The organism is Streptomyces rubrogriseus (assembly GCF_027947575.1).
In the GTDB taxonomy this organism is placed as follows: domain Bacteria; phylum Actinomycetota; class Actinomycetes; order Streptomycetales; family Streptomycetaceae; genus Streptomyces; species Streptomyces rubrogriseus.
Window position 1 is genome coordinate 5,304,312 of sequence record NZ_CP116256.1, and the last position, 26,441, is coordinate 5,330,752.

24 protein-coding genes, 2 tRNA genes and 1 pseudogene are annotated in these 26,441 nt (G+C 73.9%); 15 read left to right on the plus strand and 12 right to left on the minus strand.

Annotated elements, in window-relative coordinates:
- Positions 1-42: 42 nt before the first annotated feature.
- The 4 genes from iolB (at position 43) to Sru02f_RS24300 (ending at position 4,189) form a co-directional block, all read left to right on the plus strand.
- Positions 43-963, plus strand: coding sequence for a 5-deoxy-glucuronate isomerase (gene iolB / locus Sru02f_RS24285; protein ID WP_109028758.1), 921 nt, complete (start codon positions 43-45; stop codon positions 961-963).
- A complete protein-coding gene (iolD, locus tag Sru02f_RS24290) occupies positions 960-2,834 on the plus strand; it encodes a 3D-(3,5/4)-trihydroxycyclohexane-1,2-dione acylhydrolase (decyclizing) (protein WP_109028757.1) in 1,875 nt (624 codons plus the stop codon). The genes iolB and iolD overlap by 4 nt, the downstream gene beginning before the upstream one ends.
- A 53-nt stretch (positions 2,835-2,887) precedes the next feature.
- Complete coding sequence (locus tag Sru02f_RS24295; protein ID WP_109028756.1) at positions 2,888-3,673, plus strand: GntR family transcriptional regulator; 786 nt, start codon at positions 2,888-2,890, stop codon at positions 3,671-3,673.
- A gap of 93 nt (positions 3,674-3,766) precedes the next feature.
- Entirely contained in the window at positions 3,767-4,189 is a 423-nt protein-coding gene (locus Sru02f_RS24300; RefSeq protein ID WP_109028755.1) for an ankyrin repeat domain-containing protein, read from the plus strand.
- Between the two features lie 66 nt (positions 4,190-4,255).
- On the opposite strand, the gene Sru02f_RS24305 is transcribed toward Sru02f_RS24300, so the two are convergent.
- Positions 4,256-4,329, minus strand: a tRNA-Pro gene (locus tag Sru02f_RS24305).
- Between the two features lie 100 nt (positions 4,330-4,429).
- Here Sru02f_RS24305 and Sru02f_RS24310 point away from each other — a divergent pair.
- The 3 genes from Sru02f_RS24310 (at position 4,430) to Sru02f_RS24320 (ending at position 8,017) form a co-directional block, all read left to right on the plus strand.
- Positions 4,430-4,969 (plus strand): DUF309 domain-containing protein, encoded by a 540-nt coding sequence (locus Sru02f_RS24310; RefSeq protein ID WP_109028754.1) that lies wholly within the window; start codon positions 4,430-4,432, stop codon positions 4,967-4,969.
- Between the two features lie 57 nt (positions 4,970-5,026).
- The gene (gene cobF, locus Sru02f_RS24315; protein ID WP_109028753.1) at positions 5,027-5,800 is read left to right on the plus strand and encodes a precorrin-6A synthase (deacetylating); all 774 of its coding nucleotides are present in this window, start codon (positions 5,027-5,029) and stop codon (positions 5,798-5,800) included.
- A 96-nt stretch (positions 5,801-5,896) separates the two neighbouring features.
- On the plus strand, positions 5,897-8,017 hold the full coding sequence (locus tag Sru02f_RS24320) for an MDR family MFS transporter (protein WP_174854957.1): 2,121 nt from the start codon (positions 5,897-5,899) through the stop codon (positions 8,015-8,017).
- On the opposite strand, the gene Sru02f_RS24325 is transcribed toward Sru02f_RS24320, so the two are convergent.
- From Sru02f_RS24325 to Sru02f_RS24335, 3 genes are all read right to left on the minus strand, one after another.
- Positions 7,944-8,717, minus strand: a complete 774-nt coding sequence (locus Sru02f_RS24325; protein ID WP_109028751.1) for a sulfite exporter TauE/SafE family protein — start codon at positions 8,715-8,717, stop codon at positions 7,944-7,946. The two genes, Sru02f_RS24320 and Sru02f_RS24325, sit on opposite strands and share 74 nt — an antisense overlap.
- Positions 8,718-8,779: 62 nt before the next feature.
- On the minus strand, positions 8,780-10,315 hold the full coding sequence (locus Sru02f_RS24330; RefSeq protein ID WP_109028750.1) for a long-chain-fatty-acid--CoA ligase: 1,536 nt from the start codon (positions 10,313-10,315) through the stop codon (positions 8,780-8,782).
- Positions 10,316-10,379: 64 nt separating this feature from the next.
- Positions 10,380-11,567: a thiolase family protein gene (locus Sru02f_RS24335; protein WP_109028749.1), complete on the minus strand. Its 1,188-nt coding sequence runs from the start codon at positions 11,565-11,567 to the stop codon at positions 10,380-10,382.
- A gap of 178 nt (positions 11,568-11,745) precedes the next feature.
- Here Sru02f_RS24335 and Sru02f_RS24340 point away from each other — a divergent pair, with 178 nt between their 5' ends.
- From Sru02f_RS24340 to Sru02f_RS24375, 8 genes and pseudogenes are all read left to right on the plus strand, one after another.
- On the plus strand, positions 11,746-12,555 hold the full coding sequence (locus tag Sru02f_RS24340; RefSeq protein WP_109028748.1) for an alpha/beta hydrolase: 810 nt from the start codon (positions 11,746-11,748) through the stop codon (positions 12,553-12,555).
- A 70-nt stretch (positions 12,556-12,625) separates the two neighbouring features.
- The gene (locus Sru02f_RS24345) at positions 12,626-12,889 is read left to right on the plus strand and encodes a WhiB family transcriptional regulator (protein WP_109028983.1); all 264 of its coding nucleotides are present in this window, start codon (positions 12,626-12,628) and stop codon (positions 12,887-12,889) included.
- Between the two features lie 10 nt (positions 12,890-12,899).
- Positions 12,900-13,232 (plus strand): DUF3140 domain-containing protein, encoded by a 333-nt coding sequence (locus tag Sru02f_RS24350; RefSeq protein WP_003972181.1) that lies wholly within the window; start codon positions 12,900-12,902, stop codon positions 13,230-13,232.
- A 2-nt stretch (positions 13,233-13,234) separates the two neighbouring features.
- Positions 13,235-13,885 carry an endonuclease gene (locus Sru02f_RS24355; protein ID WP_109028747.1) on the plus strand — a complete coding sequence of 217 codons (651 nt, stop codon included), beginning with the start codon at positions 13,235-13,237 and terminating at the stop codon, positions 13,883-13,885.
- A gap of 137 nt (positions 13,886-14,022) precedes the next feature.
- Entirely contained in the window at positions 14,023-14,868 is an 846-nt protein-coding gene (locus Sru02f_RS24360; RefSeq protein WP_109028746.1) for a hypothetical protein, read from the plus strand.
- Between the two features lie 108 nt (positions 14,869-14,976).
- A pseudogene (glnA3, locus tag Sru02f_RS24365) lies at positions 14,977-16,376 on the plus strand (gamma-glutamylpolyamine synthetase GlnA3).
- 1 nt (position 16,377) lies between these two features.
- Positions 16,378-17,526: an amidohydrolase family protein gene (locus Sru02f_RS24370; protein ID WP_109028745.1), complete on the plus strand. Its 1,149-nt coding sequence runs from the start codon at positions 16,378-16,380 to the stop codon at positions 17,524-17,526.
- Between the two features lie 80 nt (positions 17,527-17,606).
- On the plus strand, positions 17,607-18,134 hold the full coding sequence (locus tag Sru02f_RS24375) for an NUDIX hydrolase family protein (RefSeq protein ID WP_030870383.1): 528 nt from the start codon (positions 17,607-17,609) through the stop codon (positions 18,132-18,134).
- Positions 18,135-18,147: 13 nt separating this feature from the next.
- Here the strand turns inward: Sru02f_RS24375 and mnhG are convergent, their stop codons facing one another.
- From mnhG to Sru02f_RS24415, 8 genes are all read right to left on the minus strand, one after another.
- A complete protein-coding gene (mnhG, locus tag Sru02f_RS24380) occupies positions 18,148-18,513 on the minus strand; it encodes a monovalent cation/H(+) antiporter subunit G (protein ID WP_003972187.1) in 366 nt (121 codons plus the stop codon).
- Positions 18,510-18,776 carry a monovalent cation/H+ antiporter complex subunit F gene (locus tag Sru02f_RS24385; RefSeq protein WP_203698425.1) on the minus strand — a complete coding sequence of 89 codons (267 nt, stop codon included), beginning with the start codon at positions 18,774-18,776 and terminating at the stop codon, positions 18,510-18,512. Before Sru02f_RS24385 ends, mnhG begins: the two co-directional genes overlap by 4 nt.
- A gap of 47 nt (positions 18,777-18,823) precedes the next feature.
- On the minus strand, positions 18,824-19,423 hold the full coding sequence (locus Sru02f_RS24390; RefSeq protein ID WP_109028743.1) for a Na+/H+ antiporter subunit E: 600 nt from the start codon (positions 19,421-19,423) through the stop codon (positions 18,824-18,826).
- Positions 19,420-21,147 carry a Na+/H+ antiporter subunit D gene (locus tag Sru02f_RS24395; protein ID WP_109028742.1) on the minus strand — a complete coding sequence of 576 codons (1,728 nt, stop codon included), beginning with the start codon at positions 21,145-21,147 and terminating at the stop codon, positions 19,420-19,422. The genes Sru02f_RS24390 and Sru02f_RS24395 overlap by 4 nt, the downstream gene beginning before the upstream one ends.
- Positions 21,144-21,917 (minus strand): Na(+)/H(+) antiporter subunit C, encoded by a 774-nt coding sequence (locus Sru02f_RS24400; protein ID WP_109028741.1) that lies wholly within the window; start codon positions 21,915-21,917, stop codon positions 21,144-21,146. The genes Sru02f_RS24395 and Sru02f_RS24400 overlap by 4 nt, the downstream gene beginning before the upstream one ends.
- Positions 21,914-24,817, minus strand: a complete 2,904-nt coding sequence (locus Sru02f_RS24405) for a Na+/H+ antiporter subunit A (protein ID WP_109028740.1) — start codon at positions 24,815-24,817, stop codon at positions 21,914-21,916. The genes Sru02f_RS24400 and Sru02f_RS24405 overlap by 4 nt, the downstream gene beginning before the upstream one ends.
- Before the next feature lie 116 nt (positions 24,818-24,933).
- Positions 24,934-25,007 (minus strand) — tRNA-Pro (locus Sru02f_RS24410).
- Positions 25,008-25,128: 121 nt separating this feature from the next.
- The gene (locus Sru02f_RS24415; protein ID WP_109028739.1) at positions 25,129-26,433 is read right to left on the minus strand and encodes an MFS transporter; all 1,305 of its coding nucleotides are present in this window, start codon (positions 26,431-26,433) and stop codon (positions 25,129-25,131) included.
- Positions 26,434-26,441: the final 8 nt, after the last annotated feature.

The window sequence follows — 26,441 nt, forward strand, 5'->3', positions numbered from 1 at the left end:
GTGACCGATTGCCGTGACCGAGGAGAGGCGGAGGAGCGGACGATGACGTATCACCTTCCCGCGGGCAAGGCGGCGGCCGACGGCCCGTACGCCGTGGACGTGACGCCCGAGAGCGCGGGCTGGGGCTACTCCGGCCTGCGCGTGGTGAACCTGGCCCCCGGCGGCAGCCACACCTTCGACAGCGGCGGGAGCGAGTGGATCGTGCTGCCGCTGAGCGGCGGCTGCACGGTCGCGACCGCCGACGACTTCGGCCGGGAGACCTTCGAACTCGACGGCCGGGACAGCGTGTTCAGCGGTGTCACGGACTTCGCGTACGTCCCCCGCGACGCCCGCACGACCCTGACCTCCACCGGCGGCGGCCGGTTCGCCCTGACCGGCGCCCGCTGCACCCGCCGCCTGCCCGCCCGCTACGGCCCGGCGTCCTCGGTGCCGGTGGAGCTGCGCGGCACCGGGAACTGCTCGCGGCAGGTCAACAACTTCGGCGCGGCGGCCCCCGCCGGAGGCGGTGACGAACAGGGTTTCGAGTGCGACAAGCTGATCGCGGTCGAGGTCATCACGCCGGGCGGCAACTGGTCGTCCTTCCCGCCGCACAAGCACGACGAGCACCGCCCCGGCGAGGAGTCGGTGCTCGAGGAGATCTACTACTTCGAGTTCGCGGCCCACGACGGCACCCCCGGCCTCGGCTACCAGCGCGTCTCACCGTCCGGGCAGGGGCAGGGGACCGACGTACTCGCCGAGGTGCGCGACGGGGACGTCGTGCTGATCCCCGACGGCTGGCACGGGCCGTCGATGGCGGTCCCCGGCCACCACATGTACTACCTGAACGTCATGGCGGGGCCGGAGGCCGAACGCGCCTGGCTGATCTGCGACCACCCCGACCACGCCTGGATCCGCGACACCTGGCCCGACCAGCCGGTCGACCCCCGGCTGCCCCTCTACACCGCACCGGAGAGGTCCGCATGAGCGTCGCCGCCACCCGCCGACTGACCACCGCCCAGGCCCTGGTGCGCTTCCTGGCCGCGCAGTACACCGAGCGCGACGGCGTACGGCACCGGCTGATCACGGGCACCTGGGGGATCTTCGGCCACGGCAACGTGGCGGGTCTCGGCCAGGCACTCGTGGAGTACCGCGAGCTGATGCCGTACCACCAGGGCCGTAGCGAACAGGCCATGGTGCACGCGGCCGTCGGCCACGCCCGGCAGCTCAACCGCCTGTCCGCACAGGCGGTGACGACCTCCATCGGCCCCGGTGCCACCAACCTGGTCACCGGCGCCGCCCTCGCCACGGTCAACCGCCTGCCGGTCCTGCTCCTCCCCGGCGACTACTTCGCCTCGCACGCCGCCGACCCGCTCCTCCAGCAGCTGGAGCACCCGGTCGAGGCCGACGTGTCCGTCAACGACGCCCTGCGGCCGGTGTCCCGGTACTTCGATCGGATCACCCGGCCCGAGGCGCTCCTCGCCTCCGCGCTCCAGGCGATGCGCGTGCTCAGCGACCCGGCGGAGACCGGCGCGGTCACCCTCGCACTGCCCCAGGACGTGCAGGCGCAGGCGTACGACTGGCCGGAGGAGTTCTTCGCCGACCGGGTGTGGCGGGTACGTCGCCCGGCTCCCGACCCGGCGGAGCTGATCGAGGCGGTCCGGGCGGTCCGGGCCGCCGCCCGCCCGCTGATCGTCGCGGGCGGCGGTGTGCACCACAGCGAGGCGGAAGGGGCCCTCGGGGCGCTCGTGGACGCCACCGGCATCCCGGTCGCCTCCACCCAGGCCGGCAAGGGCGTGCTGCGCCACGACCACCCGGCGGATCTCGGTGGCATCGGCCACACCGGCACCGCGGTGAGCGACGCCCTCGCCCGCACCGCGGACCTGGTGATCGGCGTCGGCACCCGCTACTCGGACTTCACCACCGCCTCCGGCACCCTCTTCCAGCACCCGGACGTCCGCTTCCTGAACCTCAACATCACCGCCTTCGACGCCCACAAGCTCGCCGCCGGCACCCTGGTGTGCGACGCGCGGTCGGGGCTCACCGCGCTGACGGAGGCGTTGTCCGGACACCGGGTGGACGCGGCGTACGAGACGGAGTACCGCACCGGGAAGGCCCGTTGGGCCGAGGCGGTCGAGGCGGCGTTCCGCGCCGACGACGACGGCGCGGTGCCGACCCAGACCCAGGTGCTGGGCGCGCTGGACGGCGTCGTCGGCGACCAGGACGTGGTGATCAACGCGGCCGGCTCGTTCCCCGGCGACCTGCACAAGCTGTGGCGGGCCCGCTCCCCGCGCCAGTACCACCTGGAGTACGGCTACTCCTGCATGGGCTACGAGATCCCGGCCGCCCTCGGCGTCCAGCAGGCCGCGCCGGGCACCCCCGTGTGGGCCCTGGTGGGCGACGGGACGTACCTGATGAACCCGACCGAGATCGTCACGGCGGTGCAGGAGAACCTGCCGGTGAAGCTGGTCCTGGTCCAGAACCACGGCTACGCGTCCATCGGCGGCCTGTCCGAGTCGGTCGGCGCCGAGCGCTTCGGCACCGACTACCGTCACCGCGTCGCCGACGGCTCCTTCACCGGCGCCCCGCTCCCCGTCGACCTCGCCGCCAACGCGGCCAGCCTCGGCATGGACGTGCTGCGCGCCAAGACGGTGCGGGAGCTGCGCGAGGCACTGGCGACGGCCCGCGCGGCGACCCGCCCGACCTGTGTGTACGTCGAGACGGCGCCCCCGTCGGCCGCCCTCCCGGCGGAGGCCTGGTGGGACGTGCCGGTGGCCGAGGTGTCGGCCCGCGAGGCGGCCACAGACGCGCGGGCGGCCTACGAGCGCGCGGTCGCCGACCGCCGCCGCCACCTCTGACCCCGCCGGCACCCCGCCACCCAGTCAGTCCCCTACGCAAGGGAGGTACGTCCATGGCGAAGACCGGCGACCCCGCACGCGCCGTGACCGCCCCCGCGACCGGCACCCTGGACTTCGCCCTGGACCGGAGCAGTCCGGTGCCGCTCTACTACCAGCTGGCCCGGCAGTTGGAGGCGGCGATCGAGCACGGCGCCCTCGCACCGGGGAACCTGCTGGGCAACGAGGTCGACCTCTCCGTCCGCCTCGGTCTGTCCCGGCCGACGGTCCGGCAGGCCATCCAGTCGCTGGTCGACAAGGGGCTGCTGGTACGGCGGCGCGGGGTCGGCACCCAGGTGGTGCACAGCCAGGTCAGGCGCCCGCTGGAGCTGAGCAGCCTCTACGACGACCTGGAGGCGGCCGGACAGGACCCCGGGACCCGGGTGGTGCGCAACGAGGCCGTCCCGGCCACCGCCGAGGTCGCGGCGGCCCTCGGCGTCGCGGAGGGCACCGAGGTCGCCGTCCTGGAGCGGCTGCGCCTCACCCACGGGCAGCCGGTGGCGATGCTGTGCAACCACCTTCCGGCGGGCCTGCTGGAACTCGACGACGCCCGGCTGGAGTCGACGGGTCTGTACCGGATGATGCGCGCCCGCGGCATCACCCTGCACAGCGCCCGCCAGACCGTCGGCGCCCGCATCGCCTCCCGCGCGGAGGCCGAGCGGCTCGGCGAGCGGGAGGGCGCCGCGCTGCTCACCATGCGGCGCATCGCGTACGACGACACCGGGCGGCCGGTCGAGTACGGGACGCACGTCTACCGCGCGTCCCGGTACGCGTTCGACTTCCAGCTGCTGGTCAGGAACTGACCGGGCTGAGGGACCGTGTCCGGGCGGGCACGCGGGAGGGAGTCTCGAATCCGAAGTGCGCTTCACGTCGGGCACTCAGTAGTCTCGGCTCGCGTGAACAGGCGAAAGCACAAGAAACTGTCCCGGCGCCTCGTCGACGCCGCGCTCGTCGGCGAGCCGGCGCGGGTGCGGGCCGCGCTGCGGGCCGGAGCACCCGCCGAGACGGCGGACCCGGCCGGGAGCACCCCGCTGTACCTCGCGTCCGTGAACGGGGACACCGACATCGTCCGCGTACTGCTCGCGGCCGGTGCCCGGCCGGACACGGAGAGCGGAATCGGCTCGGAGGGCACACCGCTGTGCGGGGCGGCCTGCTGGGGACACACCGAGACCGTCCGCGCGCTCCTCGAGTACGGAGCCGACCCGAACCTGCGCGAGGACCACGGCACCGGCCGGGCGCCGCTGGACTGGGCCTCCAACGGACCGCACCAGGAGACGGCGGACCTGCTCGTCGCCGCGGGCGCGCGACCGCGGGACTGACCTCGGGAGGGGACGGCACGAAGAAGGGCCTTCCCGGACTCGCGTCCGTGAAGGCCCTTCACACCGTCGGGACGACAGGATTTGAACCTGCGACCCCTTGACCCCCAGTCAAGTGCGCTACCAAGCTGCGCCACGTCCCGGTGTCGTCTCGTGCGGTGAACCGCGCGATCACGCGGACAGCACTTTACCCCACGGACGGGGCCGCGCCTAAGCGGGCGCGGGAGAGGGACAATCGGTCGTATGAACAGCCCTGCCGACAACCCCGTGGACAGCACAGCCGCCGACCGCCCGGTGGAGGGGCGGGACCGCGACGACGAGGGCCGGGCGCGCAACGCCCGGCCGCGGGACGGGCTCGGACGCCCGCTGCCGTACGGCGCGGACGGCGTGCCGCGCCAGCCCGAGGGCGTCGTACGGGCTCCGGAGGCGACCGTCGCCGAGGCGCAGCGGCTGCTGGACGACGGGAAGCCGTTCCACGCGCACGAGGTCTTCGAGGACGCCTGGAAGTCGGGGCCCGAGGAGGAGCGGGAGCTGTGGCGGGGCATGGCCCAGCTCGCCGTCGGGCTCACCCACTCGGCGCGCGGCAACTCCACCGGTGGGGCGAGGCTGCTGCGGCGCGGGGCGGGTGCCGTCACGGCGTGGGCGGCGTCGGGGGCCGGGCGGGAGCGGCCGTACGGGATGGACCTGGGCGCGGTCGCCGGGTGGGCCCGGGAGCTGGCCGGCGAGGTGGAGGGCGGCGGTTCCGTGGACGCGGCGGCGCGGGCGCCCCGGCTCCGGGGCTGAGTTCCGTCGGGGCGGCCCGGCCGGGGCGTGGTCGGTGGCGTACGGCAGACTCGTGCCGTGCGGACAATTCATGTGATCGGTATCGGCGCGGGCGACCCCGAGCAGCTGACGCTCCAGGCCGTCAGGGCGCTGCGCGGCACGGACGTGTTCTTCGTCCTCGACAAGGGCGAGGCCAAGTCCGACCTGGTGCGGCTGCGCAGGGACATGCTGGAGGCGCACGTACCGGAGGGGACGTACCGGGTCGTCGAGGCGCGCGATCCCGAGCGGGACCGCGGCGCGGGCGGCGCGGCGTACTCCCCCGCCGTCGGGGACTGGCGCAGTGCCCGGGCCGGGATCTACGAGCGGCTGATCGCCGAGGAGCTGGGCGAGGACGAGACCGGCGCGTTCCTGGTCTGGGGCGACCCCGCGCTGTACGACAGCACGCTGGGCATCCTGGAGGAGATCCTGGAGCGCGGCTCGGTCGCGTTCGAGTACGACGTCGTGCCCGGCATCAGCAGTGTCTCCTCGCTGGTCGCCCGGCACCGGACGGGGCTGAACCGGGTGGCGCGCCCGGTGCAGATCACCACGGGGCGGCGGCTGGCCGAGGGGTTTCCCAAGGACGCGGACGACGTCGTCGTGATGCTGGACGCCCACCAGGCCTTCCGGCGGTACGCGGACCAGGACATCGACATCTACTGGGGCGCCTACCTGGGCACCCCGGACGAGATACTCGACTCCGGCCCGATCGCCGAGGCCGCACCCCGCATCGAGCGGCTGCGCGCGGAGGCCCGGGAGCGCAAGGGCTGGATCATGGACACCTACCTGCTGCGGCGCAATCCCGGCGAGCGCTGACCCGGCCGGGCCGCCGCCCTCCGACCGTGCCCCCGGGCGCACCCGGGCGGACCGTCCCCGCATGCGTGGCCCGTGCACCGGTGTGATCGTGACCGTGTGACAGTCGCCGAGGAATCGCCACGGACCGTCGCCACCCAGCCGCCCGTGCTGGACCGGCGGCGCCGCAACGTCGTCTTCGTCACGATCATGCTCGGCATGCTGCTCGCGGCCCTGGACCAGACGATCGTGGGCACCGCGCTGCCCACGATCGTGTCGGACCTGGGCGGTGCCGAGCACATGTCGTGGGTGGTGACCTCGTACCTGCTCGCGGAGACCGTGGCGACGGTGCTGGTCGGCAAGTTCGGCGACCTGTTCGGCCGCAAGGTCGTCTTCCAGGTGTCCGCGGTCGTGTTCATCACCGGCTCGTTCCTGTGCGGGCTGGCGACCAACATGCCGCTGCTGATCGTCTGGCGGGCGGTGCAGGGCGTCGGCGCGGGCGGCCTGATGGTGACGGCGATGGCGCTGATCGCGGACGTCATCCCGCTGCGGGAGCGGGGCAAGTACCAGGGCGCGATCGGCGCGGTGTTCGGGGTCGCGACGGTCATCGGCCCGCTGCTCGGCGGGCTGTTCACCGACCACCTGTCCTGGCGCTGGGCCTTCTACGTCAACGTGCCCATCGCGGTCGTCGTGGTGATCGCCGCCGCCCGCACCATCCCGGTGGTGAAGTCGGCGGCCCGTCCCGTCATCGACTACCTGGGCATCGCGCTGGTCGCGGTCGGGGCGAGCGCTCTGATCCTGGCGACGAGTTGGGGCGGCAACGAGTACGCGTGGGGCTCGGCCGTGATCATCGGCCTGTTCGCGGGCGGGCTGGTCGCGCTCGGCCTGTTCTGCTGGGTGGAGACCCGGGCGGCCGAACCGATGCTGCCGATGCGGCTGTTCTCCAACCCGGTGTTCACCGTCTGCTCGATCCTCAGCTTCATCGTGGGCTTCGCCATGCTGGGGGCGCTGACGTATCTGCCCACGTACCTGCAGTACGTCGACGGGGACTCGGCCACCGTCTCCGGGGTGCGGACGCTGCCGATGGTGGCGGGGCTGCTGATCGCCTCGGTGTTCAGCGGCAACGTGGTCAGCAAGACGGGGCGCTACCGGCTGTTCCCCATCGCGGGCACGCTGGTGATGGGCGTCGGCCTGTACCTGATGTCGCTGATGGGCGCGTCCACGGGCGCGGGACTCGAGTCGCTGTACATGTTCGTCCTCGGTTCGGGGATCGGCCTGTCCATGCAGGTGCTGACCATCGCCGTGCAGAACACGGTCGAGTACTCCGACCTGGGCACGGCGACCTCCGGCGTCACCTTCTTCCGCACGCTGGGCAGTTCCTTCGGCACCGCGGTGTTCGGCACGATCTACGCCAACGCGCTCGGCCCCAACCTGCGCGACGGCGTCGCGGCTGCGGCCCGCACCGGGGCCGCCGACCCCTCGGTGATCGCCAGGGCCTCGACCAGTCCGGAGGGGGTGCACCGGCTGCCGTCCCCGGCGTCGGCGCCGATCGTCGGCGCGTACGCGGACACCATCCAGACCGTGTTCCTGTGGACCGTGCCGGTCGCGGCCCTGGGCTTCCTGGTCGCGCTGTTCCTCAAGCAGGTCCAGCTGCGCGACAGCGCCCGCGCGGGCTCCACCGACATGGGCGAGGGCTTCGCCTCACCGCACGACGCCAGCAGCAGGCGGACGCTGGAGGCCTCCGTCGGAAAGATCATCGGCGGTACGGAGCTGGACACCGCGCGTCGGATCGTCGCGGACAGCGACACCCGGCTGGATGTCGCCGGTGCCTGGGCGGTGATGCAGGTGGACCTGTTCACGCGGCTGGTCGGACACGCCAGCCTCGGCCTGATCGCCGCCCGCCGCCGGCTGCCGCCGGAGGTGCTGCTGCCGGTCTTCGACCGGATGGTGGAGGAGGGGTTCCTGACCCGGCACGGCTCCCTGCTCTCGCACACCGACGCGGGCGCCCGTGAGGCCCTGGTGATCGGCCGGGCGTGGGCGGCCTGGCTGGAGGACCGGGTGGAGCGGGACATCGGCCGCCCCACGGACACGGAGCTGCGCGCGGCCGTCGACGCCATCGCCAAACGCCTGCTGGTGGAGGACCTCAGCAACGGGCTCCCCCAGCGGATCAGGCAAGGAGCAACTGCAGACCGCCCACAACCGTCGCCGCGATCACCAGACGTTCGAACAGGCGTTGGTTGATCCGGTCCACGGCCCACTTGCCGAGGAACGCGCCGGGCACCACGAACACGACCAGCGCGGCGTCGAGCAGCAGCGAGTGCCCGTCGATCAGGCCGAGGCCCGCGCTGAAGGGCAGCTTGGAGACGTTGACGATCAGGAAGAAGAACGCCGACGTACCCAGGAAGCCGAGTTTGCGGAAGCCCGCGGAGAGCAGGTACATCGACATCACCGGGCCGCCCGCGTTGGCGACCATCGTGGTGAACCCGCCCAGGACGCCGTACGAACGGGCCTTCACGCGGCCGGTGCGCGAGGTGACCTCGTCCGGCTGCTCGGCCGCGTCGGCCCGCCGTCGGCGCCACATCGTCACGCCGGCCATGAACAGCAGGATCACGCCGATCGACGTGCGCACGACCGCGTCGTCGGCCCACACCAGGAACAGGGTGCCGACGACCACGCCCACGCCGACCGCCGGGAACAGCCGCCACAGGGTGGGCCAGTGCGCGTGGCGCCGGTAGGTGAGGACGGCCAGGACGTCCCCGGCGATCAGCACCGGCAGCAGGATGCCGGTGGAGGCGCGGGCGGGCAGGACGGCCGCGAAGATCGCGAGACTGACCGTGTTGGCGCCGCTCACCGCGGTCTTGGAGAAGCCGACGAGCAGCGCCGCGAAGGCGAGGGCGGCGAATTCCCAGCCGGTGAGGTGCCAGAGCGTCATGGTGTCCATTGCGGGCTCCGATGCTATGCGCACCCCACCGGCACCGTAAGCACCGTCTCGCCCATTGATCCTTAGCGTGGTCCCCGGTGGTCGGTGTACGCCGCCCTCAGCTCGCGCTTCAGCACCTTCATGCTCGGCCCGAGCGGCAGCTCGTCCGCGAACTCCACCCGGCGCGGGTACTTGTGCCGCCCGAGGTGCTGCTTGGACCACTCGGTGACCCCGGCGGCGTCCGGCACCGCGTCGGGCGTGGTGCCGGGGGCGCGCACGACCACGGCGCAGACCTCCTCGCCGTGGAGTTCGTCCGGGAGCCCGATGACGGCGACCTGGGCGATGCCGGGGTGGCGCATCAGCACCTCCTCGACCTCCCGCGGATAGACGTTGTAGCCGCCCCGGATGATGACGTCCTTCTTCCGGTCGACGATCCTCAGGAACCCGTCCTCGTCCTTGGTGCCCAGGTCGCCGGTGCGGAACCAGCCGTCGACGAGCGCCTCAGCGGTGGCCTCGGGGCGGCCGAGGTAGCCGGAGAAGACGTTGTGGCCGCGGACGACGACCTCGCCCAGTTCCCCGGGCGGCAGCAGTTCCACGGCGTCCTCGACCTCGGCGCGGGCGATCTCCACGTCGACGCCCCACAGCGGGTGGCCGATGGTGCCGGGCCTGGCGCCGAACACCGGCTGGTTCACGGCCGCCGCCGGAGAGGTCTCCGACAGCCCGTACCCCTCGTAGATCCTCGCCCCGAAGGCCTCCTCGAACCGTTCGAGGACGGCCACCGGCAGCGAGGCGCCGCCGGAGATGCACACCCGCAGCTCCGGCAGGGCCGCGGCTCCGGCCGCCGCGGCGGCGAGGGCGACGAACATGGTCGGCACTCCGTGGAAGGTGTTGACGCCCTCCTTCACCATCAGCTCGATCGCGCGCGCCGCGTCGAAGCGCGGCAGCAGGACGAGGGTCGCGCCCGCCCGCCAGGTGGAGTTGAGGGAGACGGTCTGGCCGAAGGCGTGGAAGAGGGGCAGCGCGCCGAGTGCCACGTCGTCGGGCCGGATGTCGTTGGCGTCGAAGGCGTTGACGGTCGCGTTCATCACCAGGTTGAAGTGGCTGAGCACGGCGCCCTTGGGCACTCCGGTCGTGCCGCTGGTGTAGAAGACGACGGCCGGGTCGTCGGCGTCCCGGGTGACGTACGAGGGCAGGGGCTCGGCGTCGGCGGCGAGCCGGTCGAACTCCTCGCCGAGCGTGATCGTCCGTACGCCCGCCTCCCGCGCCGCGGCCGCTCCGGTCTCCGCCTGGGCCGGATGGCACAGCAGCAGGGCGGCACCGCTGTCGCGCAGGACGTGTTCGACCTCGGCCGGGGACAGCAGCAGGTGCACCGGCACCACCACGGCGCCGGTCGCGGCCACGGCGTAGTACGCGACGGGGAAGTCGGCGGTGTTCGGTGCCATCAGCGCCACCCGGTCCCCCGGCCGGACGTCCAGGCCGACGAGGGCACCGGCCCGGGCGCGGGCCCGCCGCCACACCTCGGCGAAGGTCAGCCGCAGGTCGCCCTCGACCAGCGCCTCCTTGTCGGGACGGCGCCGGGCGTTCTCGGCGAGGATTGCGGCGACGGAGAGGGTTGCCATGGGGTGTTGCTCCGTTTCCTTGCTGCGGCTCTGCAGGGGGTGGCGGCTCTGTGGCCGGGTGGGCCTAGTGGCGTTCGACGAGGACCGCGCTGCCCTGCCCCACGCCCACGCACATCGTGGCCAGCCCGCGGCCGGCGCCCGTGCGACGCATGCGGTGGAGCAGTGTGGTGAGGATGCGGGCGCCGGAGCAGCCGAGCGGGTGGCCCAGCGCGATGGCGCCACCGGTGGGGTTGACCAGGTCGGGGTCGATGCCGAGCTGGTCGACGCAGGCGAGGGCCTGGGCGGCGAACGCCTCGTTGAACTCGGCCTCGGCGAGGTCGCCGATGCTCCAGCCCGCCCGGGCCAGCACCTTGCGGGTGGCGGGGACCGGGCCGATGCCCATGACGTCGGGGTGGACGCCGGCCGAGCCGCCCGCGACGTAGCGGCCCAGCGACTCCAGGCCGAGGTCGTTCAGCGCCTCCTCGCTGACCAGGAGGAGGCCCGCGGCGCCGTCGTTCATCGGGGAGGCGTTGCCCGCGGTGACCGTGCCGCCGGCGCGGAAGACGGGCTTGAGGCGGCCCAGCTTCTCCAGGGAGGTGTCCTCGCGGACGCACTCGTCGGTGTCGACGACCACGCCGTCGGGGCGCTCGACGGGGAGGATCTCGTCGTCGAAGTGGCCGTTCTTCCGGGCCTCGGCGGCCAGGCGGTGGCTGCGCAGGGCGAACGCGTCCTGACGCTCGCGCGGGACGCCGTACCGCTCGGCGACCTCCTCGGCCGTCTCCCCCATGGCGAGCAGACCGTGCAGGTCCTTCATCGCCGGGTTGACCAGGCGCCAGCCGAGCCGGGTGTCGGCGGTCTCGATGCGGTGCGGCAGCGCCTCGTCGGGGCGGGGCAGCACGAAGGGGGCGCGGCTCATGGACTCGGAACCGCCCGCGAGGACGATGTCGGCCTCGCCCGCGGCGATGGTGCGGGCGGCGGTGGTGACGGCTTCGAGGCCGGAGGCGCACAGCCGGTTGACGGTGGCGCCCGGCACGGTCTCGGGCAGGCCCGCGAGCAGCGCGGCCATGCGGGCGACGTTGCGGTTGTCCTCGCCCGCCTGGTTGGCGGCGCCCCAGTACACGTCGTCGACCCGGGCCGGGTCCAGCGCGGGCACGTCGGCGACCAGGCCGCGGAGCACGGCGGCGGCGAGGTCGTCCGGCCGTACGGTGGACAGCGCGCCGCGCAGCTTGCCGATCGGGGTGCGGCGGGCGGCCGCGAAGTGGACGGGACGCACGAGGGACTCCTGACCGTCGTCGCGCGGTCACCGGACGGCGCGCCGCCGCCGCGTCGACCACCGCGAACCTTGATGAGCACTACCCTTAATTAGCACTGCTAGTTTTGGACTATAGACCGCCGGACGGCGTCCTGGGAAGATCCTCCGGACGAACGTCACCGACGCAGCCGGAGGATCCATGGCCGAGGCCCGCGAGCACACGCTGACCGGAACGCGGGGACGGATCGCCGTCCGCGAGTGGCCCGCCGTGCGTCCCCGCTACGTGGCGCTGCTGGTCCACGGATACGGCGAGCACACCGGGCGCTACGAGGAGGTGGCCGGCGTGCTGACCGGCCACGGCGCGGCCGTCTACGCGCCGGACCACGCCGGGCACGGACGCTCGGACGGCGAGCGGGTGGTCGTCGAGGACTTCGAGGACGTGGTCACCGACGTGCACGCCGTGGCGGACCTCACCCGCGCCGCCCACCCCGGCCTGCCGGTCGTCATGGTCGGCCACTCCATGGGCGGCCTGATCGCCTCCCGCTACGCCCAGCGTCACCCGGGCGAGCTGACGGCGCTGGTGCTGTCGGGACCCGTCATCGGCGACTGGGAGCTGCCGCGCCGGCTGCTCGCCCTGGAGGAGATCCCCGACACCCCGATCAGCCCGGCCTCGCTCTCCCGCGACCCGGCGGTGGGAGCGGCGTACGCGGCCGACCCGCTGGTCTGGCACGGGCCGATGAAGCGGCCGACGCTTCGGGCGTTCGTGCGGACGCTGGAGACCGTGGCCGCGGGCGGCGACGTCGGCCGGCTGCCGCTGCTGTGGGTGCACGGGGACGACGACCGGCTGGTGCCGCTGCCCGGCAGCCGCGTCGGCGTGGAACCGCTGAGCGGCGGCGACCTGACCGTGCGGATCTACCCGGGCGCCCGGCACGAGGTCTTCAACGAGACGAACCGGGCGGAGGTCTTCGCGGACGTCACGCGCTTCCTGGACGGCGTGCTCGCCCGCTGAGCGGCCGCGCCCCCGGTGCCGGGGTCCGCCGGGCGTTTGTCCCCCGGGCCCCTTGGGCACCCGCGCCCGCATGGAGTGGTTGCGCCGCGCCGCCTGCGTGGATGAGGACCCCGATCTGTTCTTCCCGGTGGGCACCGCCGGACCCGCCCTGCGGGACACGGCGGCCGCCAAACGCGTCTGCGCCAGATGCCCGGTGACCCCCGAGTGCCTGGCCTTCGCCCTGGAATCGGGGCAGACGTCGGGCGTGTGGGGCGGCACCGACGAGGCGGAGCGCGTCGCGCTGCTCCGGCTGACCACGCAGTACGCACGTACGCACGTACGCACGACGAAATGAGGGACACCTCATGGCCGACGCCCTCGAACTCGACGCGCTGTGGGAGGACTTCCACCGCGTGGTGAACATGACCTCCGCGGAACTCGCGGACTGGCTCCGGGTGCGCGACTCCGGCGAGCTGACCGAGCCGCTGCCGGACGACGCCGGGCCACCGCTGGGACAGCACGTCCTCGCGATCCTGCAGAAGCGGCGCACCGACCTGACCGGGGACGACCTGCGCGCCATGCGCAAGGTCGTGGACACCGTGACCTCGCAGACCGACCTGGAGAACGAGCCCGCGGCCGAGGACACCCGCCTTCGGCACCGGCTCATGACGGTCGGTCACGACCCGCTGAAGCCGTAGCCGTGGGCCGCGACCAACGGCGGACCGTGCGCGAACTCGTCGACGCGCACGGGCAGACGTACGCCGAAGAGGCGGGCATCCGGCTGAAGGACACCCCTCAGCCGCTGTACCGGCTGCTGGTCCTCGCGCACCTGCTCAGCGCCCGGATCAGCGCCTCCGTCGCGGTCGCCGCCGCGCGCGCCCTGAGCGAGGCGGGATTGCGCGACCCGCGCAGCATGGCCGGGGCCACCTGGCAGCAGCGGGTGGACGCGCTCGGGCGGGGCGGCTACCGGCGCTACGACGAGCGCACCGCCACCCAGCTCGGCGAGGCCGCCGAACTGCTGACCGAGCGGTGGGGCGGCGACCTTCGCCGGCTCCGCGACGAGGCGGACGGCGACGTCTCCGAGCTGCGGCGGCTGCTCCAGGAGTTCCCCGGAATGGGTCCGACCGGCGCGGACATCTTCCTGCGCGAGGCTCAGCTGGTCTGGCCGGAGGCGGGTCCCCGGCTTGACCGCAAGGCCCTCCGGGGCGCGGAGCGGCTCGATCTGCCCGGGGACCAGGACCGGCTCCTCGCCCTGGCCGGGAAGACGGAACCGGCCGTCCTGGCGGCCGCCCTGGTGCGGGCGGCGGTGGACAAGGAGGTGGCCGAGGACACCCTCGACCGCGTCGGCTGAGTGCGCCGGACCCGGCGGTCCGGCCCGCTCCCGGCGCCCGGCGGCGCCGGTCACCCGAACAGGCCCGTGCGCTGGTGCGCCCCCGGCCCCGGTGATGCGCTGAGGACACCGTTTCCCGTCCCAGGAGGCATCCCGCGATGAGCCGTCGTCCGTCCCACCCCGCCCGTCTCCTGGCCTCCGCCCTGGCGGCGGGCGCGCTGCTCACCACGGCGGCCTGTTCGGACGGCGGCGGGTCGCAGAGCGCCTCGGACACCGCCGCCGAACAGGCCGGGGTAGCCCGGCCCGACGCCGCGAAGCAGACCCCGACCGGCTCCCCCAGCGCCTCCCCCGCCTCCCTCACCGAGGCCGGCGCCAAGGCCGCCCTGCTCACCGAGGCCGACCTGGAGGGCGGCTGGAACCAGGTCCAGGACGCGGACAAGTGGCGGGACCGGCTGCTCGTCGGCGAGGTGGACGTGGCGGACTTCCTCACCGCGAAGTCCAGCGCGACGGACTGCCAGGCACTGCTGGACGCCCTCTACGGCGACGGCCTGCTGGGCGACCCGTCGGGACCGTCGGCCCTCACCGGCTTCGAGCAGGGCGACTCCCGCCTGCTGGAGCAGGTCGCCGGGTACGACCGCGCGGGTCTGGACGCCCGGATGAAGTGGCTCCGGACCCTGCCGGACACCTGTGACGAGTTCACCGCCACCGGCGCCGGGGGCGCCAGGCGCACGGTTCAGGTGACCGAGGCGTCGGTGCCCGACGTGGGCGACGCCCGTGCGGGGCTGCGGGTGAGCGTCCAGGGGGACGCCGACGGCGGCCCCGCCACGCTCACCCTGGACGTCGCCGCGGTGCGCGTCGACACCTCCGCCGTCACCGTCATGGGCGGCGGCCTCGCGGGCGGGCAGACCGACTCGGTCGAACAGGCGGTGCGCCAGGGCACCGAGCGCCTCAAGACCGTCCTGGACGGCGGGACCCCCTCTCCGCAGCCCACCACCATGGACTGACCGCGGCCTTCACCGCGTCGTGCGCACATCCGGCGAAACCCGGACAGGGTGATCACCGGACGGCACAATGGTGTGCGACGGACGGCGCAGGCGCGAAGGAGCCGACACGTGAGCGAGAGCGACCCCGTGCCCGGCGGGCGCCCCGGCGAGGTCGAACGGGCCACCGCGCTGACCGGCGAGCTGACCGGGCAGGGCGTGCACGGCGTGGTGCTGGCGTACGTCGACACCGCCGGGATCGCCCGGGTGAAGACCGTGCCCACCGCGAAGCTCGCCGCGGCCGCGGCCTGGGGCGTCGGCATGTCCCCGGTGTTCGACACCTTCCTGGCCGACGACTCGATCGTCGCCACGGACGTCCTCGGCTCCCCCGACGGCGACCTGCGCCTCTACCCCGACCTCGACCGGCTGACCGTGCTCGCGGCGCAGCCCGGCTGGGCGTGGGCGCCGGTGGACCGGATCACGCAGGAGGGTGCCCCGCACCCGGCGTGCGGGCGCACCGTGCTGCGCCGGATCGTGGCCGGGGCGGCCGAGCGGCACGGCATCACCTTCAGGGCCGCCGTCGAGGTGGAGTGGGCCGTGGGCCGGGGCGACGCGGACGGCGACGCGTTCGTGCCCGCGGTGTCCGGACCGGCGTACGGCGCGGCCCGGCAGGTCGAGCTGAGCGACTGCGCCGCCGACCTGCTGGCGGCGCTGGCGGCGCAGGGCGTGGACGTGGAGCAGTTCCATCCCGAGTACGCGGCGGGGCAGTTCGAGGTCTCGGTGGGGGCGCTCGGCCCGGTGGCGGCGGCCGACCACAGCGTGCTGGTGCGGCAGACGATCCGGGCGGTCTCGCGGCGCCACGGGCTGCGCGTCTCCTTCGCCCCTGCCGTCCTCGGACAGGGCGTCGGCAACGGCGGGCATCTCCACCTCTCCGCCTGGCGCGACGGGACGAACCTGCACGCGGGCGGGACCGCCCGGTACGGGATGACCGCCGAGGCGGAGTCCTTCGTGGCCGGGGTGCTCGGCCACCTCCCGGCGCTCACGGCGCTCACCGCGCCGAGCCCGGCGAGCCGGCTGCGGCTGCGGCCCTCGCAGTGGGCCGGGGTGTTCACCGCCTGGGGGCGGGAGACCCGCGAGGCCGCGCTGCGGATCGTCACCGGCACCGCCGGGATCCGCGACCGCGCGGCGAACCTGGAGGTGAAGCCGGTCGACCTCGCCGCCAACCCGTACCTCGCCCTCGCCTCGGTGATCGCCGCCGGACTGGACGGGCTGGCCTCGTCCGCCCCGCTGCCCGAGGAGATCACCGGCGACCCGGCCCGGCTCGATCCCGCCGCGGCCGCCGCCCGGGGCGTGCGGCGGCTGCCGGTCACGCTCACGGAGTCGGTGGCCGCCTTCCGGACCGACGGCGTACTGCGCGAGGCGCTGGGTCCGGTGCTGGCCGAGGGGTGATCGCCGTGCGGCTGGGCGAGGCCGGGTCGGTCGAGGGGCTGGACGACGACGGTGTGGCGGCGGCGTACCGCTGGAAGTACTGAGATGGCCGCCGGACCGGTGGCCGAGCGGCTTGCCGCGCTGGAGCTGGTGGACCACCACTGCCACGGTGCCGTCACCGACGACCTGGACCGTGCTGGTTTCGAGGCCCTGCTCACGGAGGGCGAGGCGTGGCCCGGCGTCTCCCCCTTCGACAGCCCCGTCGGCCTCGCCGTGCGCCGCCACTGTGCGCCCCTGCTGGGTCTGCCGCGCCACTGTCCCGCCGGGGTGTACCTGGCCCGGCGGTCCGAGCTGGGCGCCGCCGAGGTCAACCGGCGGTTCCTGCGGGCCGCGCGCACCGGCGCGTTCTGCGTGGACACGGGGTACGCCCCGCACCGCGTGACCGCACCGGCCGAGCTGGCCGAGGCCGCCGGCGCGAAGGCGTACGACGTGGTCCGGCTGGAGGGCGTCGCGGAGGCCGTGGTGGCCGACGGTGTCGAACCGGACGCGTACGCACGCGCGTTCCGCACGGCCGCGTGGGAGGCGGTACGGCGGCCGGGTGTGGTGGCCGTCAAGTCGGTGGCGGCCTACCGCACCGGGTTCGATCTGGACCCGGCCCGCCCCTCGCCCGCCGAGGTGACCGAGGCCGCCCGGCGCTGGCTGGCGCGCGGCGGCGGCCGGCTCGACGACCCGGTGCTCGTGCGGCACCTGCTGTGGACCGCCGTGGACCTCGGCCGGCCGCTGCAACTGCACACCGGGTTCGGCGACGGCGACATCCGCCTGCACCGGGCGGACCCCACCCTGCTGACCGACTGGCTGCACCTGACCGCCGGCACCATCCCGGTCCTGCTGCTGCACTGCTGGCCGTACCAGCGCCAGGCCGCCTATCTCTGTGCGGTCTTCGAGCGGGTGTACCTCGACGTGGGGCTCACCCTGCACCACGTCGGCCCCGCGCGGGCGGGCGCGGTCCTCGCGGAGGCACTGGAGATCACCCCGTTCCGCAAGCTGCTCCACAGCTCCGACGCCTACGGACTGGCCGAGTTCCACCACCTGGGGGCGCTGGCCTTCCGGCAGGGACTGGCCGGTCTGCTTCAGGAGCGGCTGGACGCCGACGAGCTGTCCCTCCCGGACGCGCTGCGCCTGGCCCGCTGGGTCGGACGGGACAATGCCCGGCGGGTCTACCGGCTGCCCGGTGGCCCGGCGGACGACGGCTGAGCGGCGTGGGACGGGTCACAGTCCCGGAGCGCCGCCCGGGAAGCACGAACGGCTGAAAGTATGATCAAGCGATGTCTGACATGACCGAAACCACGCCGGGCTGGCTGACGAGCGACGAACTCGAAATGGCGCGCGCCCGCATGCCGATCCTGTACGTCGAGGCCGTGCCCGTACGGGTGGACGACAGCGGCGAAGTCACCAGCGTCGGCCTGCTCCTGCGCATCGGGCCCGACGGGACGGTCAGCCGGACCCTGGTCTCCGGGCGGGTGCTGCACCACGAGCGGGTCCGGGACGCCCTGCTGCGCCATCTGGAGAAGGACCTCGGCCCGGTGGCACTGCCCCGGGTGCCGCCCTCGCTCCAGCCGTTCACGGTGGCCGAGTACTTCCCGACGCACGGTGTCACGCCGTACCACGACCCCCGGCAGCACGCGGTCTCGCTCGCCTACGTCGTGCCGGTGACGGGTGACTGCCGGCCGCGCCAGGACGCGCTGGACCTGGTCTGGTTCGATCCGCGCGAGGCTCTGTCCGAGGCGGTGCGCAGCGAGATGCCGGGCGGGCACGGGGTGCTGCTGAAGCAGGCGCTGGCGCACGTGGGCTGCGTGGGCTGAGCGCTCCCCGATGCTACTCCTCGCGCCGGTCGCCGTCGCTCAGCTGCGGGTCCAGGTCGTCCCTGAGCAGGCCCCGCGACCCCGTCTGCCCGGTGCGGTAGGCGGAGCGGGCCACCAGGTGGGAGGCGACCGGGCTGGTGAGGAACTGGAAGAAGGCGATGAGCGCGAGGGTGCCCACGTCGGTGCCGTGGCGCAGTCGCAGCGCCACCCCGGTGAGGACGAGGAGCATCCCGAGGGTCTGCGGTTTGGTGGCGGCGTGGCTGCGGGAGAGCACGTCGGGGAAGCGGACCATCCCGATCACACCGAGGAGGCACTGCAGGCAGCCGAGGAGCAGCAGGACGGTCCCGGCCAGGTCGGCGGCCTCGGCCCAGGCGTTCACCGGTGGTCCTGCCTGCCGTCCGGGCGCACGGTGGGCCGGTCGCGCACGGCGATGAAGCGGGCGATCCCCACCGAGCCGGTGAAGCCGAGGAAGGCGAGCACCAGCATCACGGGGAAGTAGAAGGAGTCGCGGTCGTGGGCGGCCTTGACGCCGATGCCGGCGATGATGAGCGCCGCGGCCACGTCCAGGGCGACGGCGCGGTCCAGCATCGAGGGGCCGTACCAGATCCGGTACAACAGCAGTGCGCCGGCGACGAGAATCATCGCGAGCGCGGCGACGAGCAGGGCGTCTTCGACGCTGTGCAGGGTGGTCACGTCGGGAGGTCACCTTCCGGTACGGGGCGGGCGGCGTCGGCGATGTCCTCGGCGGTGCCGAAGGCGCGGGCGACGAGTTCCTCCATGCGCCACACCTGCCGCTGGGCGCCCTCGATCTCGCCGGGGTTGCCCGCGTCGAGGACGTGCAGGAACAGGGTTGCCGTCGACCGGCGCACCTCGATGACGGAGCCGCCGGGGACGTTGGAGACGGCGACGGCGGTGGCCGTGAGCATGAGGTCGCTGCGCACTCGCAGCGGGACGGCGACGACCGCGGCGTGGTAGGGGCCCTTGGCGAAGATCTGCCGGGTGACCTCGACGCTGGAGGAGAACATGTCGAACAGCAGGTAGGCCGCGAGGCGCAGCACGCCCAGGGGGTGCAGCCGGAGGCCGATGTCCACGGCGGGCAGCGGGAAGGCCAGGCACAGGCAGACCGCGACGAGGACGCCGTTGACGAGGTTGGCCCAGGACGGGGTGCCCCACAGCAGGATCCAGATGACGGTGAGCCAGCCCACGAGCGGCAGGTCGAGCACGCGCCGGCCGCGGCCGACCCGGAAGGACCAGCTGTAGGGGGAACGGTCGCGGAAGAGGTTGCTCACCGGCCCAGCACCGCCTCGATGTAGGGGGTACGGGCGAGGAGTTCGGTGGCGGCGGCCTGGGTGAAGGTGGTGAGGGGGCCGCCGAGGACGGTGTAGGACAGGCCGAGGGCGACGGCGGCGCCGGTGGCCACCAGCATGGGCCAGGGCAGGTGCTTGGTGGTGGTGATGGACTGCCCGAGGAAGCCCGCGGAGACGACGGCGCCCGCGGGCACCGGCAGCCCGCTCCCGGACTCGGCCGGCCTGCCGGAGCCGGACGCCTCTCCGGAGCCGGGCGTCTTTCCGGAGCCGGACGCTTCTCCGGAGTCGGGCGTCTCTCCGGAGCCGGGTGCCCTGCCCTCCTCGTCGTCACCCGTGTCGTCGTCCTCGGCCGACTCCAGCACGACGCCCTCTTCCTCGGCCCCGGGCGGCGCGTCGCGCCAGAACGCCAGGTTCCAGACCTTCGCCATGACGTAGAGGGTAAGCAGGCTGGTCGCGGCGGATCCGGCGACGAGGGCCCAGGCCCAGCCGCCGCCGTCGGCGACGCCCGCGCGCATCAGGCCGAGCTTGCCGATGAATCCGGACAGCGGCGGGATGCCCGCGAGGTTCATGGCGGGCACGAAGAACAGCACGGCGAGCAGTGGCGCCGTCCTGGCCAGGCCGCCGAGGCGGGTGAGTTCCGTCGTGCCGTCGCGCCGCTCGATGAGTCCGGCGACGAGGAACAGGGTGGTCTGCACGGTGATGTGGTGTGCCACGTACACGATCGCGCCGCTGATCCCGCCCCCTCCCGCGAGGGCGATGCCGAAGACCATGTAGCCGATGTGGCTGATGAGCGTGAAGGACAGCACCCGCTTCAGGTCGGTCTGGGCGACGGCGCCGAGGATGCCGACGACCATGGAGGCGAGCGCGGCGAGCATCAGCAGGTCGCCCAGGCGGTGGCCGGGGAAGAGCAGGGTCTGGGTGCGCAGCATCGAGTACACGCCGACCTTGGTCAGCAGCCCGGCGAAGACCGCGGTGACCGGCGCGGGTGCGGTGGGATAGGAGTCGGGCAGCCAGGCCGCGAGCGGGAACACCGCCGCCTTGATCGCGAACACGGTCAGCAGCATCGCCTCCAGCAGCGTGCGTACGCCGGGCGGCACCTCCTGGAGCCGCCCGGCGAGCTGGGCGAGGTTCACGGTGCCCGCGACCGCGTAGGTCATGGCGATGGCGATCAGGAAGAGCACGGAGGAGAACAGCGAGATGATCACGTACGTCGATCCGGCCCGGATGCGGGTAGCGGTGCCGCCGATGGTGAGCAGGACGAAGCTGGCGACGAGCATGATCTCGAAGCCGACGTAGAGGTTGACGAGGTCTCCGGCGAGGAAGGTGCAGGAGACGCCCGCCACGAGGATGAGGTAGGCGGGGTGGAAGACGCCGACCGGCGCCTGGTCGTCGCGGTCGGCCATGCCCTGTCCCAGCGAGTACACGAGGACGAGCAGGGTGACGGCGCTGGAGACGGTGAGCATCAGGCCCGCGAGGCGGTCGGCGACCAGGGTGATGCCGACCGGCGGTGCGAAGTCGCCGAGGTGCACGCTGAGCGGGCCGTGGCGGTCGGCGGACACCATGAGCACCACGGAGAGCACCAGGACCGCGCCGAGCACGGCGATGCTGATGAAGCGCTGGAACCGGTGCAGCCGGGGCCCGATGGCCAGCTTCAGGCCGGTGACGCACAGGGGCAGCACGACGGGGAGCGGAACGAGCGCGTTCATCTGGTTCCTTCCGTGCCGGCGCCACCCGGGTCGTCGGGCTGGTCGGGCTGGTCGGGCCGCGGGTGGCAGGAGTCCTCGCCGGGGAGCGAGTCGGGCTCGCGGCCGGTCTCCTCGGGGTCGTTGGAGGGCCCGGCGACCCGTGCGGGGGCCGGCCCGGGGCGGCCCGCGGCATCGGTGGAGCCCAGCTCGCGGCCCTCCCGGTAGTCCTCGGGGTCGGCGCCGAGGATGTCGTTCCAGAGGTTCCCGGAGACGTCGTTGGCGCGGGCCTGGTAGGCGCGTTCCTCGCGGACCCGCCGGCGCAGCCGTCTACGGGCGGCGCGGTAGCGGGCCCGCTGCTCGGCGTCGGCGCCGCCGTCCCCGGCGCGGGCCTCGCGGTAGCGGTCGCGGAGTTCGCCGCGCCGGTCGAGGAACTCGGCGCGCAGGGCGACCAGCCGGTCCTCGGTGTCGTCGCTGATCTCGTCGGAGCCGGTGACCTGGTGGCTGCGGTAGGCCATGGCGAGCAGGAAGGCGGTGGTGGCGAGGGTGATGACGATCGCGGTCAGGGCGATGGCCTGGGGCAGCGGGTCGGTGACGCGGTTGCGGATGATGTGCGGGTAGAGCAGGGGCGCCTCGCCCGCGCTGCCGGTGGCGGCCAGGACCAGCAGGTTGACGCCGTTGCCGAGGACTACGGCGCCGAGCAGGATCCGGGTCAGGGAGCGGGTCAGCAGCAGGGTGGCGCCGACGGCGTTGAGGACGGCGGCGGCCACCAGCAGGGACAGGCTCACGGTCATGCGCGGCCCGCCTCCGGGCGCGGGGCGGCCCGCTCGATCTGGCGGTCGATGCGGGCGCCGAGGGCCCGCACGATGTCCAGGACCACACCGAGCACCAGCAGGTAGACCCCGCAGTCGAAGAGGACGGCGGTGGACAGGTGGGCGTCGCCCCACACGGACAGGTGGCCGTGCCAGGTCCAGCCGTGCAGCACGGTGCCATCGCCGAGGCCGCCGAGCGCGACCCCGGTGGACAGGAACAGGCCGAGGCCGGTGAACACGCCCGGTTTGAAGGGCACGGCGTCGGCGAGTTCGTGGCGGCCGCCGGCGAGGTAGCGGGCGATGAAGGCGACGCCCGCGGTCAGGCCCGCGACGAAGCCGCCGCCCGGCAGGTTCTCCGCGCACAGCAGCAGGTAGACGGAGAGGACGAGGACGGGGTGGAAGATGAGGCGGGCGACCACCTCCAGGACGAGGGAGCGGCGCTCGGGGGCGAGGGTGGCGCTGGCGGCGAGCCAGGTCCGCTCGGGTCCGCCCTCGTCGCCGCTGGGCAGGCCCGCCGACTCGTAGCGGCTCGCCCGCCAGGCGGTGCGCAGTCCGGCGTGCGGGTGGTCCCCGGGCAGCGGCAGTACGGGCTGTTCGGCGCCGTCGGCGCGGCGGTGCAGGTAGATGAGGCTGGTGACGCCGATCGCGGCGGCGGCGAGCACCGCGGACTCCCCCATGGTGTCCCAGGCCCGCAGGTCGACGAGGATCGTCGCGACGACGTCCTTCAGCCCGTGGTGCGCGGTCTCCTCGACCATCGCCGCTCCCGCGCTGTCGGCCCGGCGGTGCCCCGCCATGATCCAGACGACGACGGCGACGGCGGCGCCGCCCGCGAGGGCCACCGGCATCCGCAGCAGGCGCCGCCACCGGCTGAAGTTCTCCTCGAAGCGCACCGGCATCCGGCGCAGCACCAGCACGAAGACGATCATCGAGACGGTCTCCACGCAGAACTGGGTGAGCGCGAGGTCGGGCGCGCCCTGGGCGACGAAGAGCAGCGCGGTGCCGTATCCGGTGAGACCGGCGAAGACGACGGCCTTCATCCGGCGCCGCACGCCCAGGCACAGCAGGGCCGCCGCGCAGGTCAGCAGGGCGACGGCGGCCTGGGCGGGGTGGTCCCACAGACGCGGGGCGGGCACGCCGGTCCAGGGTTCGTCCGCGACGAGCACGGCGATCTGGCCGGCCAGGACGACGCTCATGGTCGTGACGAGGTACACCGACAGCGAACCGCGCTGCACGAATCCGGTGCACTGGAGGGCGGTGCGCTCCAGGGCGAGCAGCATCCGTCCGAAGACGAGGTCGGCGGAGCGCCAGGCGAGCCGCTGGCCGGCCCGTGCGACGGGGCTCGCGGCGAGGAAGAGCAGGACGCCGCCCGCCCAGGCCGCGCCGGACAGGCCGAGGGCGAGGCCCGCCCCGTGCCACAGCGCCAGGTGGTACGGGTGGGCGGGCGCGGGGAACTGCCCGGCGTAGGTGCCCAGCAGGCCCTGGAGCCAGGTCACCCCGGGGCCGAGGACGAGGCAGGCGAGGGCGAGCACGGCGGGCGGCGCGAGGAAGGCCACCGGCACGCGCTGCGCGTCGGTGTCGGGCAGGCCGGGCTTGCGGGCGAAGGCGCCCCACAGGTAGCGCAGGGTGTAGGCGGTGGTCAGGGCGGAGCCCACGACGGCCGCGGCGAGCGCCCAGCGGTCGCCGGTGCTCCCGTCCAGGAGCGCCTGGAAGGCGGCCTCCTTGGCACCGAAGCCGAGCAGCGGCGGCACGGCGGCCATGGACGCCCCGGCGAGCACGGCGACGGCGCACACGGCGGGCAGCCGGCGTCCGAGCCCGGAGAGCTTGCGCAGGTCGCGGGTGCCGGTGGCGTGGTCGACGATGCCGGTGACCAGGAAGAGCGGCGCCTTGAACAGGGCGTGCCCGAGGATCATGGCGGTGGCGGCGAGGCCGGTGTCGTGGCGGCCCGCGCCGGTGAGGACGGTGAGGAAGCCGAGCTGGCTGACGGTGCCGTAGGCGAGGACGAGTTTCAGGTCGTGCAGCCGCAGCGCCCGCCAGCCGCCGAGCAGCATCGTGACCGAGCCGAGGACGAGCAGGAGCGGGCGCCAGGGGGTGATGTCGGCGAGGGCGGGGGCGAGCCGGGCGACGAGGTAGACGCCGGCCTTGACCATGGCGGCGGCGTGCAGGTAGGCGCTGACGGGGGTGGGGGCGGCCATGGCGTTGGGCAGCCAGAGGCTGAACGGCCAGATCGCGGACTTGGACAGGGCGCCGACGAGGATCAGCACGACCGCCGTGGACAGCGCGGCCGACGGGGCCGGCGGGTCGGCCAGGATCGCCGAGATCCGGTAGGTGCCCGCCTCGTGCCCCAGGAGCAGGAAGCCGACCAGCATGGTCAGTCCGCCGAGCGCGGTGACCGTCAGGGCTTGCAGGGCGCTGCGCCGGTTCCGCTTGTGGTCGCTGGTCTGGCCGATCAGCAGGTAGGAGAAGACGGTCGTCAGTTCCCAGAAGATGTAGAGCAGGACGAGGTCGTCGGCGAGGACCAGCCCGAGCATCGCCCCGGCGAAGGCGAGGAGGTTTCCGGCGAACCTGCCGAGCTGTCGGGAGCGGTCGTCGAAGTAGGAGGCGCAGTAGACCAGGACGAGGGTGCCCACGCCCGCGGCGAGCAGCACCATGAGTTCGGCGAGGGCGTCCAGCCGCAGCGCCCAGTCCACGTGGTAGGTGGGCAGCCAGCGCCACACGGCGGTGTCGGCGCCGCCGGCGGCCGTCGTGCTCCACCGGGTGGCGGCCCAGACGGTCGCCGCGGCGGGCGGCACGGCCAGTACGAGGAAGGCACCCGTTCCGCACCGTCTGACCAGCGGCGCGGCGAACAGCGCGAGCGCGAAGTGGCAGAAGATGAGCGCGGACACCCGACAGTGATATATCGGGCATCTCGCCTGAGCGTCCAGGCACGCCGCAGGGAGAACAATCGAGGGGCGGTTCCGGATTGCTCCGGAACCGCCCCTCGATCAACGACTGTCTCCAGTCGGGACGACAGGATTTGAACCTGCGACCCCTTGACCCCCAGTCAAGTGCGCTACCAAGCTGCGCCACGTCCCGTTGCCCGCCTGACCTGGGGTTTCCCCCGGCCGAACGTGCAGGAAAACCATACCGCACTCGGGCCGGTGGTCGCGCACGGCTTTTCCGGGGGCGCGGTCCGCCGGCGCCCGCTCCGGTGGCGTCAGCACTTCTGCGGGCGGGACGGCTCGGCCGCGGCGGCCGCGGTCCCGCTGGAGCCCGCCGCGGCCGCGTCCACCCGCACCAGTCCGCGCACCGCCGGTATCAGGAGCAGGGCGGCGCACACGGCGAAGCTGGTGACACCCGCGACGAGCAGTACCCGGTCGGCGCCGAGGGCGGCGGCGGCCGGACCCGCGAGCGCCTGGCCGACCGGCATCATCGCCAGCGAGCCCGCCACGTCGTAGGCGTGGATGCGGTTGAGGACGTCCGGCGGGACCTGGGTCTGCACGCTGGTCGCCCACATCACGCCCCAGAAGGACATGCCGGCCCCGGCGACGGCGGCCCCGGCCGCCATGGCGGGGACACCGAGCCCGGCGCCGACGCTCGCGGGGAAGGCGGCGAAGCCGACCAGGGCGATCGCGCCGGCCCGGAGCATGCGCACCGGCCGCAGCCGCAGGGCGAGGAGGCCGCCCACGACGGTTCCCGCGCCCAGGGCGGAGTTGACCAGCCCGTAGGCGCGGGGGCCGTGCTCCCCCACCACCTCGGTGGCGACCAGCGGCACGGTCGGGCCCCAGACGGCGATCATGTAGACGCACCAGACGGCTATGACGCTCCACAGCCACCGGCGCGCGAGGAACTCCCGCCACCCCTGGACCAGGTCGGCGCGGAAGGCCTTGCTCCCGCGGCCGGACACCGCCCGGCTGCCCGGCGCGAGCGGGGGCAGCCGGAGCAGCAGCAGGCACAGGGCGCTGACCGCGTAGGTGGTGGCGTGCGCGGCGAAGACCCCGCCCGGCGAGGCGAAGCCGACCAGGAGGCCGGCCACGGCGGGGCCGGCGAGCTGGGCGGCGGACTCGGCGACGCGTATCGCGCCGTTGGCTCCCTGGACGTCGGAGGCGAGCCGGGGCACGGTGCTGGCGACGCCAGGCTGGAAGACGGCGCCCGCGACGCCGTTGGCGAAGCCGATGGCGCAGATCTGCCAGAGCACGACGTGCCCGGAGAAGAAGAGCGCGGCGGCCAGGGCCTGGGTGCCGAGCCGTACCAGGTCGGCGCCGATCATGAGCTTGCGGGTGCTGAAGCGGTCGGCGAGGACTCCGCCGAAGACGACCAGACCGGCGAAGGCGGCGGCCGTCGCGGCCATGGCGAGGCCGACCGCGCCCGCCCCGTACCCGTGCTGGAGCAGTCCGGCGGCGAGCGCGACGGGCAGCATGGTGTCGCCGAGGCGGGCCACGGCCCGGGCGGCGAAGAACAGCGCGAAGTCCCGCGACCAGACGGCTCGCGCCGCCGTCGGCCGCAATGACGTACCGGCCATCCCGCGCT

Bases quoted from the DNA above. Each gene is read 5' to 3' on its own strand.
- iolB (WP_109028758.1), top strand. From the start codon at position 43: ATGACGTATCACCTTCCCGCGGGCAAGGCGGCGGCCGACGGCCCGTAC.
- iolD (WP_109028757.1), top strand. From the start codon at position 960: ATGAGCGTCGCCGCCACCCGCCGACTGACCACCGCCCAGGCCCTGGTG.
- Sru02f_RS24295 (WP_109028756.1), top strand. From the start codon at position 2,888: ATGGCGAAGACCGGCGACCCCGCACGCGCCGTGACCGCCCCCGCGACC.
- Sru02f_RS24310 (WP_109028754.1), top strand. From the start codon at position 4,430: ATGAACAGCCCTGCCGACAACCCCGTGGACAGCACAGCCGCCGACCGC.
- Sru02f_RS24325 (WP_109028751.1), bottom strand. From the start codon at position 8,717: ATGGACACCATGACGCTCTGGCACCTCACCGGCTGGGAATTCGCCGCC.
- Sru02f_RS24330 (WP_109028750.1), bottom strand. From the start codon at position 10,315: ATGGCAACCCTCTCCGTCGCCGCAATCCTCGCCGAGAACGCCCGGCGC.
- Sru02f_RS24340 (WP_109028748.1), top strand. From the start codon at position 11,746: ATGGCCGAGGCCCGCGAGCACACGCTGACCGGAACGCGGGGACGGATC.
- Sru02f_RS24345 (WP_109028983.1), top strand. From the start codon at position 12,626: ATGGAGTGGTTGCGCCGCGCCGCCTGCGTGGATGAGGACCCCGATCTG.
- Sru02f_RS24350 (WP_003972181.1), top strand. From the start codon at position 12,900: ATGGCCGACGCCCTCGAACTCGACGCGCTGTGGGAGGACTTCCACCGC.
- Sru02f_RS24360 (WP_109028746.1), top strand. From the start codon at position 14,023: ATGAGCCGTCGTCCGTCCCACCCCGCCCGTCTCCTGGCCTCCGCCCTG.
- Sru02f_RS24370 (WP_109028745.1), top strand. From the start codon at position 16,378: ATGGCCGCCGGACCGGTGGCCGAGCGGCTTGCCGCGCTGGAGCTGGTG.
- Sru02f_RS24375 (WP_030870383.1), top strand. From the start codon at position 17,607: ATGACCGAAACCACGCCGGGCTGGCTGACGAGCGACGAACTCGAAATG.
- Sru02f_RS24385 (WP_203698425.1), bottom strand. From the start codon at position 18,776: ATGATTCTCGTCGCCGGCGCACTGCTGTTGTACCGGATCTGGTACGGC.
- Sru02f_RS24395 (WP_109028742.1), bottom strand. From the start codon at position 21,147: ATGAACGCGCTCGTTCCGCTCCCCGTCGTGCTGCCCCTGTGCGTCACC.
- Sru02f_RS24400 (WP_109028741.1), bottom strand. From the start codon at position 21,917: ATGACCGTGAGCCTGTCCCTGCTGGTGGCCGCCGCCGTCCTCAACGCC.
- Sru02f_RS24415 (WP_109028739.1), bottom strand. From the start codon at position 26,433: ATGGCCGGTACGTCATTGCGGCCGACGGCGGCGCGAGCCGTCTGGTCG.